Annotated in this window: 14 protein-coding genes; 3 read left to right on the forward strand and 11 right to left on the reverse strand. The window is 60.2% G+C overall.

Going from position 1 to position 16,226, the window contains the following annotated elements:
• The first annotated feature begins 51 nt into the window (after positions 1-51).
• Both POF45_RS06295 and POF45_RS06300 read left to right on the forward strand, forming a co-directional pair.
• Positions 52-1,170 (forward strand): HlyD family secretion protein, encoded by a 1,119-nt coding sequence (locus POF45_RS06295; RefSeq protein ID WP_282315353.1) that lies wholly within the window; start codon positions 52-54, stop codon positions 1,168-1,170.
• Entirely contained in the window at positions 1,167-2,759 is a 1,593-nt protein-coding gene (locus POF45_RS06300; RefSeq protein ID WP_259495212.1) for a DHA2 family efflux MFS transporter permease subunit, read from the forward strand. The genes POF45_RS06295 and POF45_RS06300 overlap by 4 nt, the downstream gene beginning before the upstream one ends.
• On the opposite strand, the gene POF45_RS06305 is transcribed toward POF45_RS06300, so the two are convergent.
• From POF45_RS06305 to POF45_RS06315, 3 genes are all read right to left on the reverse strand, one after another.
• Positions 2,756-3,199 (reverse strand): carboxymuconolactone decarboxylase family protein, encoded by a 444-nt coding sequence (locus POF45_RS06305; RefSeq protein ID WP_259495213.1) that lies wholly within the window; start codon positions 3,197-3,199, stop codon positions 2,756-2,758. The two genes, POF45_RS06300 and POF45_RS06305, sit on opposite strands and share 4 nt — an antisense overlap.
• Positions 3,200-3,696: 497 nt before the next feature.
• Positions 3,697-5,142: a mechanosensitive ion channel family protein gene (locus POF45_RS06310; protein WP_282315354.1), complete on the reverse strand. Its 1,446-nt coding sequence runs from the start codon at positions 5,140-5,142 to the stop codon at positions 3,697-3,699.
• A gap of 155 nt (positions 5,143-5,297) precedes the next feature.
• Complete coding sequence (locus POF45_RS06315; RefSeq protein ID WP_282315355.1) at positions 5,298-6,164, reverse strand: pirin family protein; 867 nt, start codon at positions 6,162-6,164, stop codon at positions 5,298-5,300.
• Positions 6,165-6,387: 223 nt separating this feature from the next.
• Here POF45_RS06315 and dkgB point away from each other — a divergent pair, with 223 nt between their 5' ends.
• Positions 6,388-7,191 carry a 2,5-didehydrogluconate reductase DkgB gene (gene dkgB / locus POF45_RS06320; protein WP_259495217.1) on the forward strand — a complete coding sequence of 268 codons (804 nt, stop codon included), beginning with the start codon at positions 6,388-6,390 and terminating at the stop codon, positions 7,189-7,191.
• A 9-nt stretch (positions 7,192-7,200) separates the two neighbouring features.
• Here dkgB and POF45_RS06325 read toward each other — a convergent pair whose 3' ends face one another.
• The 8 genes from POF45_RS06325 to POF45_RS06360 form a co-directional block, all read right to left on the reverse strand.
• Positions 7,201-10,395 carry an ATP-binding protein gene (locus tag POF45_RS06325; RefSeq protein ID WP_282316009.1) on the reverse strand — a complete coding sequence of 1,065 codons (3,195 nt, stop codon included), beginning with the start codon at positions 10,393-10,395 and terminating at the stop codon, positions 7,201-7,203.
• A gap of 36 nt (positions 10,396-10,431) precedes the next feature.
• Positions 10,432-11,052, reverse strand: coding sequence for a response regulator transcription factor (locus tag POF45_RS06330; RefSeq protein ID WP_259495218.1), 621 nt, complete (start codon positions 11,050-11,052; stop codon positions 10,432-10,434).
• Between the two features lie 146 nt (positions 11,053-11,198).
• Positions 11,199-11,618 (reverse strand): ANTAR domain-containing protein, encoded by a 420-nt coding sequence (locus POF45_RS06335; protein ID WP_259495219.1) that lies wholly within the window; start codon positions 11,616-11,618, stop codon positions 11,199-11,201.
• A 130-nt stretch (positions 11,619-11,748) separates the two neighbouring features.
• Positions 11,749-12,954, reverse strand: coding sequence for an EAL domain-containing response regulator (locus tag POF45_RS06340; RefSeq protein ID WP_282315356.1), 1,206 nt, complete (start codon positions 12,952-12,954; stop codon positions 11,749-11,751).
• A 241-nt stretch (positions 12,955-13,195) separates the two neighbouring features.
• The gene (locus POF45_RS06345) at positions 13,196-13,879 is read right to left on the reverse strand and encodes a hypothetical protein (RefSeq protein ID WP_282315357.1); all 684 of its coding nucleotides are present in this window, start codon (positions 13,877-13,879) and stop codon (positions 13,196-13,198) included.
• 337 nt (positions 13,880-14,216) lie between these two features.
• Positions 14,217-14,453, reverse strand: a complete 237-nt coding sequence (locus POF45_RS06350) for a hypothetical protein (RefSeq protein ID WP_282315358.1) — start codon at positions 14,451-14,453, stop codon at positions 14,217-14,219.
• A 301-nt stretch (positions 14,454-14,754) separates the two neighbouring features.
• Positions 14,755-15,273, reverse strand: coding sequence for a hypothetical protein (locus POF45_RS06355; RefSeq protein WP_282315359.1), 519 nt, complete (start codon positions 15,271-15,273; stop codon positions 14,755-14,757).
• Positions 15,274-15,335: 62 nt separating this feature from the next.
• Complete coding sequence (locus tag POF45_RS06360; RefSeq protein WP_282315360.1) at positions 15,336-16,211, reverse strand: hypothetical protein; 876 nt, start codon at positions 16,209-16,211, stop codon at positions 15,336-15,338.
• Positions 16,212-16,226 lie beyond the last annotated feature (15 nt).

A 16,226-nucleotide genomic window follows, 5' to 3' on the forward strand; every position in this document is an offset into this window, starting at 1 on the left:
ATACGTCATATTACGATCGTAATAAACAACGGCCCGCCACAGGTATTTGCCATGACCAGCATGCCCAGCCTCGAACCCGACCTTGCTGTTGCGGTGAACACCCGCAAGCCCATGCTCAAGCGTTTATTGCTGCTGACCGTGGCCATCGCCGCGCTGGTGTTTCTCGGTGTGTATGCCGCCCACTGGTGGAACACCGGGCGCTTTCTCGAAGAAACCGACGACGCCTACATTGGCGGCGACGTGACGGTGATCGGACCGAAAGTCGCGGGTTACATCGAAGAAGTGCTGGTGACCGACAACCAGAAAGTCAGCGCTGGCGACGTGTTGATTCGCCTCGATTCGCGGGATTATCGCGCCAACCTGGCCAAGGCCGAAGGCGCGGTGGCCGCCGAAGAAGCGCTGCTGGCCAACCTCGACGCCACCGAACAATTGCAACAGGCAGTGATCGGCCAGGCCCGTGCCGGGATTGATGCCACGGGTGCGGAAACCGCTCGCTCGCGCGATGACAACGCCCGCTACAAACGCCTGGTGGGCAGCAACGCGGTCTCGGTGGAAAGCGCGCAGCGGGCCGACGCCACGTTCAAGACCGCTCAGGCCCTCGGCGCCCGGGCGCAGGCCGAGTTACTGGCCACGCAACGACAACTGAACGTGATCGAGACCCAGAAACAGCAGGCCCGTGCCGCATTGATGCAAGCCAAGGCCGAGCGGGATCTGGCGCAATTGAACCTCGGCTACACCGAGCTGCGGGCCCCGGTAGACGGCGTGATCGGCAACCGCCGGGCGCGGGTCGGCGCTTATGCTCAGGCCGGGGCGCAATTGCTGTCGGTGGTGCCAGCCAGCGGGTTGTGGGTCGATGCCAATTTCAAGGAAGACCAACTGGCGCGCATGAGCCCCGGTCAGCGGGTAAGCATCCGTGCCGACGTGCTCTCAGGGCAGGTGTTTCATGGTCATCTGGACAGCCTCGCCCCGGCCACGGGCGCGCAGTTCAGCGTGTTGCCGCCGGAAAACGCCACCGGCAACTTCACCAAAATCGTCCAGCGGGTGCCGGTGCGCGTGATGCTGGACCCGGCGGACGGCGTGCTTGGTCATTTGCGTCCCGGCCTGTCGGTGACGGCTGAAGTCGACACCCGTGCCGAGCCGCAGACATCTGCCATGGCTAGCGCGCCATGAGCCGCGCCCTCGCCGCTCCTGCGCAACCGTTCAACGCCGCCGACCTGGCGACAGCGACCAAGGTGTTCGCCTTCGCCAGCATGTGCGTGGGCATGTTCATTGCGTTGCTGGACATCCAGATCGTCTCGGCGTCGTTGCGAGACATTGGCGGCGGGCTCTCGGCCGGCACTGACGAAACGGCGTGGGTGCAGACCAGTTACCTGATCGCCGAAATCATCGTGATTCCGTTGTCCGGCTGGCTGTCGCGGGTGTTCTCGACCCGCTGGCTGTTTTGCGCCTCGGCCATTGGTTTCACGTTGGCCAGCCTGCTGTGTGGCGTGGCCTGGAACATCCAGAGCATGATCGCCTTCCGTGCCCTGCAAGGTTTTCTCGGCGGTTCGATGATCCCGCTGGTATTCACTACCGCGTTCTTTTTCTTCAACGGCAAGCAACGGGTGATCGCCGCCGCGACCATCGGCGCCGTGGCGTCATTGGCGCCGACGTTGGGGCCGGTGATCGGCGGGTTCATCACCGACGTGTCGTCCTGGCACTGGCTGTTCTACATCAACCTGGTGCCGGGGATTTTCGTCGCGGTGGCGGTGCCGATGCTGGTGAAAATCGATCAGCCGGAGCTGTCGCTGCTCAAGGGTGCCGACTACCTGAGCATGCTGTTCCTGGCGCTGTTTCTTGGCTGTCTGGAATACACGCTGGAAGAAGGCCCGCGCTGGAACTGGTTCAGTGACAGCACGATATTGACCACGGCATGGATCAGCGGGTTGGCCGGGCTGGCGTTCATTGGCCGGACCTTGCAGGTGGCCAATCCGATTGTGGATCTGCGGGCGCTGAAAGACCGCAATTTCGCCCTTGGCTGCTTCTTTTCGTTCGTCACCGGGATCGGCCTGTTCGCGACCATTTACCTGACGCCGCTGTTTCTCGGTCGGGTACGCGGCTACAGCGCGCTGGACATTGGTCTGGCGGTATTTTCCACCGGGGTGTTCCAGATCATGGCGATTCCGCTGTACGCCTTTCTGGCCAACCGCGTCGACCTGCGCTGGATCATGATGACCGGCCTGGGGTTGTTCGCCTTGTCGATGTGGGATTTCAGCCCGATTACCCATGATTGGGGGGCCAGGGAGTTGATGCTGCCGCAAGCCCTGCGCGGGATTGCCCAACAACTGGCGGTGCCCCCTGCGGTGACGCTGACGTTGGGTGGCCTGGCGCCGGCGCGACTCAAACACGCCTCGGGGCTGTTCAACCTGATGCGCAACCTCGGTGGCGCCATCGGTATTGCCGCGTGTGCGACCATCCTCAACGACCGCACCAACCTGCATTTCACGCGGTTGGCCGAGCATCTGAACAGCACCAATGAAGCGCTCAATCAGTGGCTGTCCGAGGTCGGCAACAACTTTGCCGCCCTCGGCCAGAGCGATAACGCAGGCGTCACCGCCAGCCTGCATCAACTGTGGCTGCTGACGTACCGCGAAGCGCAAACGCAAACCTATGGCGATGCGTTCTTGATGATTGGCGTGTGCTTTGTCATCGCGACGCTGATGGTGCCGTTGATGCGCAAGGTGCAACCACCGGCGGCGCCGTCAGCGGATGCGCATTAGTCAGCGGCAGGCATTTTTCGAAAGCCCACAGCCAGGCGATTCCAGCTGTTGATGGTGGCGATGGCCACGCTCAGGTCGACCATTTCCTTGGGGCTGAATTCGGCGCTGAGCTGAGCGTAGTCCTCGTCCGGGGCGTGGGTCTGACTGAGCAGGGTCAGGGCTTCGGTCCAGGCCAGGGCCGCACGCTCACGGGGGGTGAAGAACGGCGTTTCACGCCAGGCCGACACGGTGTACAGCCGACGTTCGGTTTCACCGCCCTTGCGGGCATCGGCGGTGTGCATATCGAGGCAGAAGGCACAGCCGTTGATCTGCGAGGCGCGCAGTTTGACCAGTTCGAGCAGGGACTTTTCCAGTGGCAATTTGGAGACGGCATTTTCCAGACCGAGCATGGCTTTGAGGCCGTCCGGGGATGCGGTGTAGAAATCGATACGCGGTTGCATGGTGAGCTCCAGGGAACATATGAATGTGGAGCTACGGTAACGCGGTGCCGGGGCGGTAAAAATAGCCAATTGTGGGGAAGATGGGGTGGCCAATGGGGCCTGGGGTTGTGGTGTCTGTGCTGGCCTCATTGCGGGCAGGCTCTCTCCCACATTGGGCTGGGGGGTGGGCTGGGGTTTGGGGGGACTGTGCTGGCCTCATCGCGGGCAAGCCCGACTCCCACATTGGGCCGGGGGTGGGCTGGGGTTTGGGGGGACTGTGCTGGCCTCATCGCGGGCAGGCTCGCTCCCACATTGGGCTGGGGGGTGGGCTGGGGTTTGGGGTGTCTGTGCTGGCCTCATCGCGGGCAAGCCCGACTCCCACATTGGGCCGGGGGTGGGTTTGGGGTGACTGGTCTGGCCTCATCGCGGGCAAGCCCGGCTCCCACATGGTTCTATGGCGCTCACATCTCCCCTGCTCGCGAAGAGGCCGGAACAGGCGACACAACAGCACGGATCGATCAGTGCCCGCGGCTGCGCAACCATTGCAAGAACCCTTTCTTCTCTATCGTCTTGGGCGCTTCCTGGGTCAGGGTCTGGGCGGTGTGCAGACGCAATTCAAGCAATGCTTTCATCGCTTCGTTGATGTCGTGACGGGCATCGAGGCACGGCTTGAGGTATTCCTTTTCGATGCGATACAGCGCGCAGAAGGTCTTGGCAGTGAATTCGGCAGGGACCGATTCATCGGACAAAATCCCCGCCTCGCCGATCACCTCGCCCGGCCCCATGCGCCCGGCTTCGAACTTGACCCCGGCGCGGCTCAAGGCCACCGAGACCACACCGGATTCGATGATGAACAGGTGATCGCTGACTTCGCCGCTCGCCAGGATCACTTCCCCGGCGCGGAACGTTTGCAGTTTCATGTTCTGGCTGAACGTTTCTTTCTCTTCCTGGCGCAGGGTCGAGAAAATGCTCGAGCTGTCCAGCAACGCCCGGGGCCGTGACAGGCTGGCCGGCGCGTTAGGCTCGACGCTGGACAACAGGCTGACGCCCGACGCCTGCAAGTGCCGATAAGCCAGGTCGAACAGCAGATTGCGCACCATGCGCTTCTGATCCATGGACACCACGAAACCGCTGATTTCGTACTCCACGCCACTGCTGCTGGAGCTTTTCAGCGCCACGCACGGTGCCGGCTTGGCCAACAGGAACCGACAACCCTGCATCGCTCGTTCCAGCGCGTCGATGACCGTATGCGGTCGGGCATGGGGACTCAACTGCAGGCTGATGGAGACACCAAAAATGTCGCTGGGCCGGCTGAAGTTGATGATCTTGGCCTTGGCCGCGAGGGAATTGGGGATAACCGCCATGCTGCCCTGGGACGTCTGCATGCGCGTGGCGCGCCAGTCGATGTCGGTGACCCGGCCTTCGGTGCCGTCGATGGAGATCCAGTCATCGATCTGATAAGGCTTGGTGGCATTCAGCACGATGCCGGAGAACACATCGCTGAGCGTGCTTTGCAGTGCCAGGCCGACAATGATCGCCACCGCGCCGGACGTCGCCAGCACACCTTTGACCGGCAGGTCCAGCACGTAGGCCATGGCGGCGATGATCGCGATCAGGAAAATCACCGCCCCGATGATGTCCTGCAACAGACGCCCGGTGTGGCCGACCCGTTGCATCATCACCGCGCCGAGCAGCACCGTCAGCGTGCGTGCGCCGAACAGCCACCAGCCGATCTGCAAGCCGGTGGCCGCCAGGTGCAGTGCCACGTTGTCGGTCCAGGGCGGGGGCTCCATCGGGTTCAGGCCCTCGTTGAACAGCAGGAAGCTGAACAGCGAGAAAATCACCAGGCGCACGGCCAGTTTCCAGTTGCTGCCGCTGGCACTGATCAAACGCCACAAACCGATGTCGACAAGAACCAGAACCACCGCGCACAACAGTGGATGATCGGTGAGCAGTGACAGCATCAAACAACTCCAGCAAAGGCCAATACGCAAAGATCGCACGAATTGGGCACAGTGTAGGAGGATTTGATTCACGCAGGCAGGGCACACGTTTCAAACCCACACAAAACCCATGTGGGAGCGAGCCTGCTCGCTCCCACAGGGTCAGTGGGTTGATTTCAAGAGGCCATCCGCCCAAACCGCCCCGACTGATAGTCGGCAAAGGCCTGGTGAATTTCCTGCTCGCGGTTCATCACGAACGGGCCATGTCCGACGATGGGCTCGTCGATCGGTTCGCCGCTGAGCAGCAACACCAGCGCGTCATCGTTCGCTTGCAGGCTGATCTGCCGACCATCGCGTTCGAACAGCGCCAATTGTCCCTGCTGCGCCAGTTCCTGGCCATTGACCTGCACCGTGCCACGCAGGACCACCAGCGCCGTGTTGCGACCTTCGTGCAGGTCCAGGGTCAACGACTTGCCGCCATTGAGACGAATGTCCCAGACATCGATCGGGGTGAACGTGCGCGACGGACCTGTGTGGCCGTCGAACTCACCGGCGATCAGGCGCAGGCTGCCAGCGTCGTCCTTGAGCGCGATGCTCGGGATGTCGCTGTCGAGGATCGTCTGATAACCGGCGTCGGCCATTTTGTCCCTGGCAGGCAAGTTGACCCACAGTTGCACCATTTCCATGGTGCCACCGCTTTTGGCGAAGCCTTCGGAGTGGAACTCCTCATGGATGATCCCGGAGGCGGCCGTCATCCACTGCACGTCACCAGGGCCGATCTTGCCACCGCCGCCGCTGGAATCGCGGTGCTCCAGTTCGCCGTCGTAGACGATGGTCACGGTTTCAAACCCGCGATGCGGGTGCTGGCCGACGCCACGGCGTTCTGTGGTCGGGGTGAATTCGACGGGGCCGGCATGGTCCAGCAACAGAAACGGGCTGATGTGCTTGCCCAGGTTGTCATAGGAAAACAGCGTGCGAACCGGAAAACCGTCACCGACCCAATGCGGTCGTGGGCTGGTGTAGATGCCGATGATGTTTTTCATTCTGCCTCCAAATCGGATGAGTAACGCATGCATTAAGCTTAAAACTGAATGCTTTGCGGCACTAGACGGCAAAAACCGGCTTGATCGTTCTATCAGGAGAACGATAAACACGCTTTCGATTCATGACTTGCGGTCAACACTGCTTTGCCCAACAGGCGGTTTTTCTCACGCTAACCGGCGCGGATACTGGTGCCCATTCCCACTGCAACCGAAGGATTCAACCATGTCTGTTCCCGCTTTTGGTCTTGGTACGTTTCGTCTGCAAGGCCAGGTGGTCATCGATTCGGTGAGCACCGGCCTTGAGCTGGGCTACCGGGTCATCGACACCGCGCAAATCTACGAGAACGAAGCCGAGGTCGGCCAGGCCATCGCCGCCAGCGGCATCGCCCGTGACCAGTTGTTCATCACCAGCAAGATCTGGGTCGCCAATTTCGCCAAGGACAGACTGATCGACAGCCTCAGGGAAAGCCTGCAAAAACTGCAGACCGACTACCTCGACCTGACACTGATTCACTGGCCGTCGCCTGAAAACCAGGTGCCGGTCGAAGAATTCATGGGCGCTCTGCTCGAAGCGAAGAAGCTGGGCCTGACCCGGCAGATCGGGGTGTCGAACTTCACCATCGACCTGATGAAACAGGCGATTGCCGCCGTTGGTGCCGAACACATCGCCACCCACCAGATTGAACTGCACCCGTACCTGCAAAACCGCAAGGTGGCCGACTTTGCTCGCAGCCAGGGTATCCAGATAACGTCGTACATGACCCTGGCCTACGGCGAAGTGCTCAAAGACCCGCTGATCCGGCAGATTGCCGAGCGCCTTCAGGCGACACCTGCGCAAGTCACGCTGGCCTGGGCCATGCAGTCGGGTTACGCGGTCATCCCGTCTTCGACCCGCCGCGCCAACCTGCAAAGCAACCTGCTGGCCTGCAATCTGACGTTGAGCGAGGCCGACATGGCCTTGATCGCCGGGCTTGATCGCGGCCAGCGCCTGACCAGCCCCAAAGGCATCGCACCGCACTGGGATTGAGCCTCGGGATCAAGCGTCAGTCTGTCCAAGTCTCTGATCGAGCAAGGTCATGGCCTGTTGCAGACGATCCACTGCCGCGTTGATCGCCACCCAGTCGTCGCCGTCGCAGGCCTGTTCCAGTTGCTCGCAACACTCGATCAGGCGCATCGCCCGGACCATGCGCGCGCCGCCCTTGATGCGGTGCGCCAGGTCCTCAAGGCCCTGACGATCATTGGCAGCCTGGACCTCAAGCAGCTGTTGACGGTCCATCCGATTGGTCACGACCAGATCATGCAGCAGCCGATTGATCAACGTACGGTCCGTACCGACGTATTGCTCCAGGCCTGCCAGATCGATTTCAGCGGGCGCTGATGTTTCATCTGCCCTGGGCGCTTCACCCGGGAATCTGTCGGCGAGCCACGCGCTCAAGTCCGCGAGCCGGATGGGTTTGAACAGGCAATCGTCCATGCCGGCTTCCAGGCAACGACGCTTTTCTTCGGGCCGGGCATTGGCGGTAAAACCCAGAATCAATGTCGGCGGCAACCCTCGAGCCTGTTCCTCGGCACGCAACGCCGCGGTCAGTTCATAGCCGTTGAGCAGCGGCATGTTGCAGTCGGTGATCAACACATCGATTGCATGCCTGCGCCATTGCTCCAGCCCCTGTTGACCGTCCTCGGCTTCGAGCACCCGATGCCCCAGGTAGCTCAATTGCCGGGACAACAGCAACCGGTTGGCCGGGTAATCATCCACCACCAGAATCGTCAACGACCGGGTCGCGCCCTGCAATCCAGGTTCTGGTGCAGCCGGTATGTCTAACGGCGGCAACACGAGCAAGTCCAGGCTGACCTCGACCTGCGTGCCCTGGCCCGTCTCGCTGCGCAGGATCAACTGGCCGCCCATCATGTCGCACAGCGTACGGCTGATGACCAACCCCAACCCCGACCCGCTGCGCCCGGACTGTCCGCTGACCTGGCTGAACGGACTGAACAGACGCTGCTGATCGGCCTCGCTGATACCGATGCCGCTGTCTTCAATGGTGACCTTTATCTGCCAGTACTGCGCCAAGGCTGGCGCCATCTGCAGTGACAGGCTGACCGCGCCTTGCTGAGTGAACTTGATGGCGTTGCTCAACAGATTGGACAGCACCTGCTTGAAGCGCGTGGGGTCGATCAGCACATCGTTATCGCTGAACTCGCTCAGTTCGACGCGCCATTGCAGGTTCTTCTCCCGGGCCAGGCCTTCGAAAACCCGGCATACCGATTCCACCAGCGTGCGCAGGTTGGCCCGTTCCGGGGTCAGGGACAAATGCCCCGACTCGATGCGCGCGATATCGAGAATATCGCCGATCAAGCCCAGCAATTGTTGCGCCGCAGTGGAGGCCACCTCGATAGCGAAACGATCGGTGACGCCCTCCTCCGAGCGTTTCAGGGCCAGTTCGAGCATGCCGATCAGGGCGTTCATCGGTGTACGAATTTCATGGCTCATGGTCGCCAGAAAAGTGGTCTTGGCCCGATTGGCATCATCGGCGGCGTCCTTGGCGTCCTGCAATTGCCGCATCCATTGCTGGCGCTGACGAATCTGCCGCCGCTGCCAGGCAATCCAGCCGAGGGCAAGCAACAACAGGCCGCCAGCCACCGCAAAGCCCTGAAAAATGCCGTCACGATGACGCAGCCAGTCGCTGTCGTCGGTCACCACGTCATTGCTCCAGCGCGCCACCAACTCGTCCATCTCCTGGGGCGAGATACTCAGCAACGCCTTGTTCAGGATCGAATGCAGCTCCAGCTCGCCGCGACCCGTGGCCAGGGTGTAGCGCGCCGGTTCATTGCCCACCGTGCTATTGATGCGCAGGCGATCCTGATACTGGCGGGCAATCAGGTAACGGGTCAGGAACAGCGAACTGAGTGCCGCATCAGCCTGCCCTTTCACCACTGCCTCCAGACCTTGGACCGGGCTTTGTACTTCCACAAATCGAACGCCCGGCGCCCGAGCCTCGATGAATTCGCGCAATGGATGCGTGCGATAGATTGCCAGGCGTTTACCCGCCAGATCCTCCAGGGTTTTCGGGCTGCTGTCGGCGACGGCGCTGACCAGCACAAAGGGGTTGCTCATGTAGGCACGCGTGAAGCGCAGCTCCGCTTCCTGTTCGGTGCTGGGAATGATCAGTGACAACAGGTCAATCTGTCCCGCCTTGAGTTGCTCGATCTGTTGATCCAGCGTGCTGTTGCGCTGGACCTTGAAATTCAGGCCGCTACGCTGGCTGATCATTGTCAGTAACTGCGCCGCCAGCCCGGTGAACCGGCCCTGCGCGTCAAAAAACGCCAGCGGCGCGAAGTTCTCGACGACGCCCACCGTCACCAGCGGATGCTGATCGAGCCAGCGCTGCTCCTTGACGCTCAGGCTCACCTGTTGCTGACCGAGTGTGTTGGCCTTGCCGGCCCTCCAGCGTTGCTCGATAACGGCGCGCTGATCGAGCGGAATCGCCGCCAGTGCCTTGTCGACGATGCCCTTGAGCCGCGTATTGTCGGCGGCCAGGGCGAAGCCGAACGGGTTGGCGTCCAGCGCCGCCGGATACGACAGTTGCACGTTGTTGAGGTAATTATTGTTGATGAGGTAATTGCTGCTGATCAGGTCGCCCAGAAACACGTCGTCCTGGCCGAACGCGACACCGCCAAGCGCCTCCAGCGTCGAGGCGTACAGGTGCAGGTGTGCATCCGGATAAGCTGCCTCGACGTCCGCCAGCGGCAAATAGTGATCGACCATGGCCACGCGTTTGTCCGCCAGGTCCTGGGGCATGCGCTCCTCCAGACGGGTCACCAGCATCGGCTGATCGTCGGCGTAGGCGCGTGATCGGATCAGGCCAGGGTCGGCGCCCTCGAAATTATTCGCGGTGCCCAGCAGGTCCAGCTCATCGCGCTTGACGGCGTCCATGGCTGACTGGCGCGTGCCGTAGCGAAACACTTCGACCTTGATGTTCAACAGTTGCGCCAGCAGGTAAGCGTAGTCAGCGGTAATGCCTTCCAGGTCCTCATGGTTGCGAGACACCTCGAACGGCGGGTAGTCCGGTCCCGCGACCCCCAGACGCAAGACGTGCTTGTCACGCAGCCACTGCCAATCCTTTTCGTCAAGACGGACCTGGTAACCGGCAACCGTGGAATGCCCCAGCAGATCCAGCTGCGTGGGTTCGTCGGCCGCCGCGACACCGAGACTCACAAGCGCCAACCACATTGCAACGAACAGATAGGCACGCACGGCCGGGCTCACTTAAATCAGATGATTACGTTTGGCGAATTCCCTGAGGTGCACGGCCGAGGACACGCCGAGTTTTTCGATCAGGCGCGTCTTGTAGGTGCTGACGGTCTTGTGGCTCAGGTGCATTCGCTCGGCAATTGCCTTGTTGCTGGTGCCCCGGGCCAGGCATTGCAGGATGGTCAATTCGCGGTCGGAGAGACTGTCGATCTGCTGTTTTTCGCTGCGCTGGACATTGCTCAGCGCGGCCGCAGGCAAATGCGCGAAGTAGGTGTATCCGGCCATGACGGCATGCACCGCCTTGCTCAACTGCGCCAACTCATTGGTCTTGGCCACGTACGCCAGGGCACCGGCACGCATGCAGCGCTCCTGGAAATACATCGGGTCCTGGGAGGTGAACACCAGGACGCGAGAGGCCACACCAGCGGCCTTGATCCGCCCGAGCACATCCAGCCCGTCCATGGTCGGCATGATCAGGTCCAGCACTACCAGGTCCGGTGAATGGTCGCGCAGGATCGCCATCACTTCATTGCCGCTGGCCGCCTCGACAACTCGTTTGAATCCCTCTTTTTCCAGCACGATTTTGACTGCGGCACGCACAACCGGATGATCGTCCACAATCAGTGCGAACTTCATGGCAACTCCTGGCAAAAATCTGTTGATTGCGCGGCGCATACCCGCCGGAAAAGACCGGAATAGACGCAACGGCTGCGCGATGACTCTCGCATGGAAAGCTGAAGGCATGTACCTGTCAGAACTGACAGTAGCGACGAACGGTCATCTCAGCCGGTCAGTTGCTGGCGGTACTGGAATGGCTCCTGCGCACAGGGGTCGACCCTCGCCATCAACTGGCCGATGGTCAATGAATCCGGCAGCGGTTCGTGGGTCACCTGGACTTTTTCCGCCGTACAGCCGGTGGTCGCCAGCAGCCCAGCCTGTTCGCCGTCGTAGACAAACGCGTGACGAACCTGCGGGTTGTCGAGGAACAACCCCGGCAGGTTGATGACACCAGCGGCCAACGAGGCGTTGATGACCACCAGGTCGAACGGCTCGCAACCGTATTCCACCAACACCAACAGCTCCGCAAGGTCCTGCACCGGCGCCACCCGAAAGTAATCGAGCTGATTGAACAGGCGCTCGATTTTCATCCGGTGAAAGTGCTGCGCGTCGGCGATCAGGATGCGTAAAGCTTTGTTCGGCATTGTGGGTGGCCTCCAGAACGGGGACAAATTCGTCAGCGCGCAAGACTACGGAAGCCATGCCATGGTTGATGTAGGACTTTTCCTAAAAATAGGCTCTGATATCCGACGATTGCATTAACTCGACCTGTGCTCAGCACTCGATCCGCGCATCATCACGCCGCTGAAGCCAGTGCAATAAATCATCGCCACTCATTGGACGCGCATACCAGTAGCCCTGCCCCTGTGTGCACCCCAAGGCCAGTAATTGCTGGCGTTGCGCGTCGGTCTCGATGCCTTCGATCACCACCGACATGCCCAGGGTTTCGCCCAGAGCCAGGGTGCTGCTGATCACGGCACGACAGCGCGGCTCGTGTTCCAGCGTGCGAACAAATTCGGCGTCGAGCTTGATCTCGTTAAACGGCAACTGACAAAGTCGTTGAAGGGAGGAAAAACCGGCACCGAAGTCATCGATGGATAACCGACAGCCCATCATGCGCAGGCGCACAAGACTTTCGAGGCTGGTGGCCGGCGCTTCCAGCAGGCCGCTTTCGGTGAGTTCGAAGGTCAGGCTGGCGCCACGCGTAGCGTGACGGCTGAGGATGCTCTTGATGGTTGAAGCCAGCTCGCCGTTGGCCAACTGCGCCGCTTGCAGGTTAAACGCCATGTTCAGTGCAAAACCACGGCTTCTGGCCTGTTGCTGGAGGTTCAAGGCTTGATCCAACTGCCCGAACAACAACTCATCCATCAACCCGCAGCGCTCCAGCACCGGCATGAACTGCGCAGGTGAAACCACGCCCTTGAACGGGTGCAACCAGCGGCACAACACTTCTACGCCGCAGACCTCACCGGTCTGCAGGTTGAATTTGGGTTGATACCAGGCGTGCAACTGCTGCTCGGCCAACGCCCGACGCACCGCCCACTCACTGGCGAATTCAACCTGTGCGGCAGACCTTGGCCCGGCAGTCGGCCGGTTGACGTGATTTTCCAGCAAATGCTCCAGCACTGATCCGTGCAGCGGTTTGCCAACATCACCGAGCAATTCCAGGCCCAGCAGCGATACCATTTGCTGCACCGCCCGTCGCAGATCGACCGACAGTGAACTGCTGATGATGATCGCCTTTACCTGCCCCGATGCACCGACGCGCTTGAGAAACTCCAGCCCGTCCATGCCTTCCATCTGCAAGTCGCAGAGGGCGATGTCCACCGCACCGACAACGTCCAGCACCTCCAGCGCCTCGGCGCCATCACTGGCTTCGAACACCTCGCGGCAACCGAGCGTGCGCAGCATGTTGACCGCGACGGAGCGCTGGAAGTCATGGTCTTCGAGAACAAGGACGCGCAGTGGCAGGCAGGACATGGGGTGTGACTCATCGGCTGCAAGGGTATGGCGATTGTTCAGGAAACCCGGGGAAATCTATCTAGGAAATGTCTGAGATTTTGTAGGAAACTTCCCAAAAATGCGCAGAAAGCTCTACAGATAGCGATCATCCAGGCTCATCCGCCACGGCTGTTCGATGGCATTGCCTTGTCGCAGGCCGTGCCGTTGGTGCCGATCGCCGGATGGCCCTTTGTGGCAGACCGCCTTCAACTCGGTCGCGCTATAGCCTCACAGGCGTGGCGGCAACCGTGCTGAGGCAACGCCGGACGACCTTCTTCAACCCCTCGTTGTTTTTTGGCAATGAAAACGTTGCAGTCAACAGCTTGCCGCCGGCCTTGGGGGCCAGCAAAAGCTGCAGTGGCTGGCCACGCGAAGCGTCGCTCGCCCAGTAGGCCAATTCATCGCGGGGGATCGGCGCCTCAAACGAAAAGATCGTCCCCACCTGGAATACCCCGCCGTCAGTCCAGCTGCCTGAGACTTTGTGATCGACGGCGGTGCGTGTTCCGGTAGTGATTCGCATTGACCCCCGTGCACTGACGTCCGGACCTTCAAATGCCCCGCTGTTGAAACCCAGTGCCTGTGGGGCGATTTGCAGCCTGAATCCTGCCTCCGGGTTCTGCGGGTGACAGCTGATCTCCAACGTGGCCTTGCTGTGATAACCGCTGTAAGCGCTGTCGCCGTAAGTGCTCGCCGTCAGCATGGGGCTCTCGGCATAGGGTTTCTCAACCAACCACACGGGGTGCGCCGGACTGATAATCTGAATCCTGTCAGCTGACTCGTCACCTGCCTGTGCATGAGCGTCGAAATGTGAAAAACAAATGGCTGCGCACAAAGTAAAGGTGACGATTTTAATAGAGTGGATCATTGAGGCATTCATCCAGAAGCTGGGTAAAGTTGCTGCCATTCATCTTGCGTTGCCAGTCATTGAAACAAACGACGCAATGTCCTCAATTCCTGTACGAAATTTCCCAGTGAGTACCGCAAAACCGCTCGCCAGTATGAGCGACAGCGACAGCGGCCCGGCCATCGGCAAGAACACCTGAATCAACCCACACTCCCGCTGCGCGCAAAGAGTGTTTTTTCCAGAACGAGAACCTGCGGTGAGGACGTCTGTTGCCTGCCGAACCTTGAGGCCAGGGCGGTGGGTTGCGACAGTGGATGGTTCGACTGTGGGCAGGAAATTCTCCAGAGCCTTTTAGAGAAACTCCCGGCGCCTGTGCTGGTATTCAGTGAGCGACGAACTAAACGTTACTGCGCCGATTTCGTAACCACTTGATTGAGTACGCTGCACTTGCCACGACCAGAACGATAACGGCTGTAGAGGGCAACGCGTTTACCCAGAGGCCCACAAACAGGCCGATATCCCCCGCCCAGGTTTCCAGACCAAAGTGCGTGTTCGCGCCATAAGCGGTAAAGGCTGCCAGCACTGCGGTAATGACTATTAGCTTTTTAGCGATGCGGATCACTTCCTGTTTCATTGTTGCTCCAAGTCCATTCCCGGACATGATTAAGGCATTTATGCCGAGTCGCCGTCGGCTTTTCTCTGCCGAGGGCTACGGTGATCAGGTTGAAGGAGGTCCGTGGCGCGCAGCCATGGCTGGCTGATTGGCAAATGACGGCGGCTGCAACTGTACCGGTAAATCGTTGCTCGACCGTACAGCCTTGAGTTGCTCGGTGATAACACCCGTCGCAGCGTGTCCATCACCTCCCATCTCATCGTTAGAGACGATGTGAGACTTTTATTGAAAGCGCAAACTCAATCCGCCATCTCCCGCCACATCAGCGATCGATCTTTAACAGCTCGGTCAGTCGCTTCTCAGGGTGATTTTCATCGTAGATGATATCCGTTATGCGCCAGCCTTCCGGCGTCTTGCGTAACAGCACTTTGGTGTCATTGAAAATGTTGTCACCCAGCCTGGCCCAGGCCAGTTGCGAATGCGCGATCTCCCCCCACTGACGGGTTTGTGTAATCCGATACTGATCAACCCGATCTTGAAAACCAGTGATGAACAGGTTGTCGACAAAGGGGGGCTTGTCTTCGGGGTGCGCCATGATTTGTCTGTCACGCTGCGCTGCTGCTTTAACCAACAGACGAATGATCGCCGGGTCAAACAGTGGCTTGGCATCGTCGATGCTCAACAAAGCGGGATAGCCGTCCTTGGAGCCGCTCTTGAGATACCAGTCCGCCAGTTGTTCTACTGTAGCTTCAGGGGTGCCCGGTTTTCCTGTGCACGCCAGTAAAATCGCCCCCAGGACGGCAAGAGTGATGGCTTGATACAACCTTCGGCGGAATTGCATTTATCTCACCTTTTTCAGGAACAACCAGGCACCGAACTATTTGCTGTCACGGACAGGGAGCGTCACGATTGCGGCGGTACCAGCAGCGCTTTGACCAACGGTGAAAAGTACGCCACCTGAAGCGGGTAATCCTGCCCCAGCAGTTTGCCTTGGCCATACCAGGTGATACCGCCCTGGTCCAGGATCAGGCCGTTGCTGCCAAACTCGAATACGCTGCCGATGGAACTGCTGAACAGGAAGCGGCTGTCATCCATTTCCAGCAATTTGTACTGCGTGTCCGCGGCCGGCAGTTGATCCTTGATGCGTTGCAGGTAGGTCGGCGCCAGGCGGGCAAACAGCTGTTCGGCTCGCGCCCGGTATTGCGGTATCGACAAGCCGGGACTGCGTTGCAATTCGGCGGCGATCAGGGCGAACACATCGGCATTGGCCCGGGCTTCGGCAAGCTTGATCGACAGCGCCGAGGCCAATAGCGCGTTATCAACCTGCAGCGCGGATTTCTCCGGCTGCCCATTGGCGGCCGGTGTGGTAACGGGGCGCATGAACTCGGAGACATTGACTGTCGACAACACGGTCGTCGCCAGATAGGCCGCACAGGCCGTGGTCTGCCCTGCCTGGTCGCCATTGACCAATAGCGAGAACGGGCTGCCCTCCTTGGGCACCGTTTGCGCCACGACGCCTTGCTGCTTGAGGAAGGCGTTGACCTGCTCCTGTTTCACTTCGCCCCGGGCCAATGCACAGATCTGCTCCATTGCCGGCGTATTGCGCTGCCCGTCGAATCTCGGCGAGAGTTCGAATACCGCATCATGAATCACCGGCAAAGCGGGAATGCTGAGCCAATTGGTCTTGATGTCCGCAGGTCTGTTGACCAGGAACTTGTCGTAACCGGCCAGCGCCAACAAAGTGATCAGGGTGGTGACGAAAATAGTTTTCATGTTCATGGTTTTTTGCCTGAG

It is taken from the genome of Pseudomonas fungipugnans, from assembly GCF_029955235.1.
Lineage (GTDB): Bacteria > Pseudomonadota > Gammaproteobacteria > Pseudomonadales > Pseudomonadaceae > Aquipseudomonas > Aquipseudomonas fungipugnans.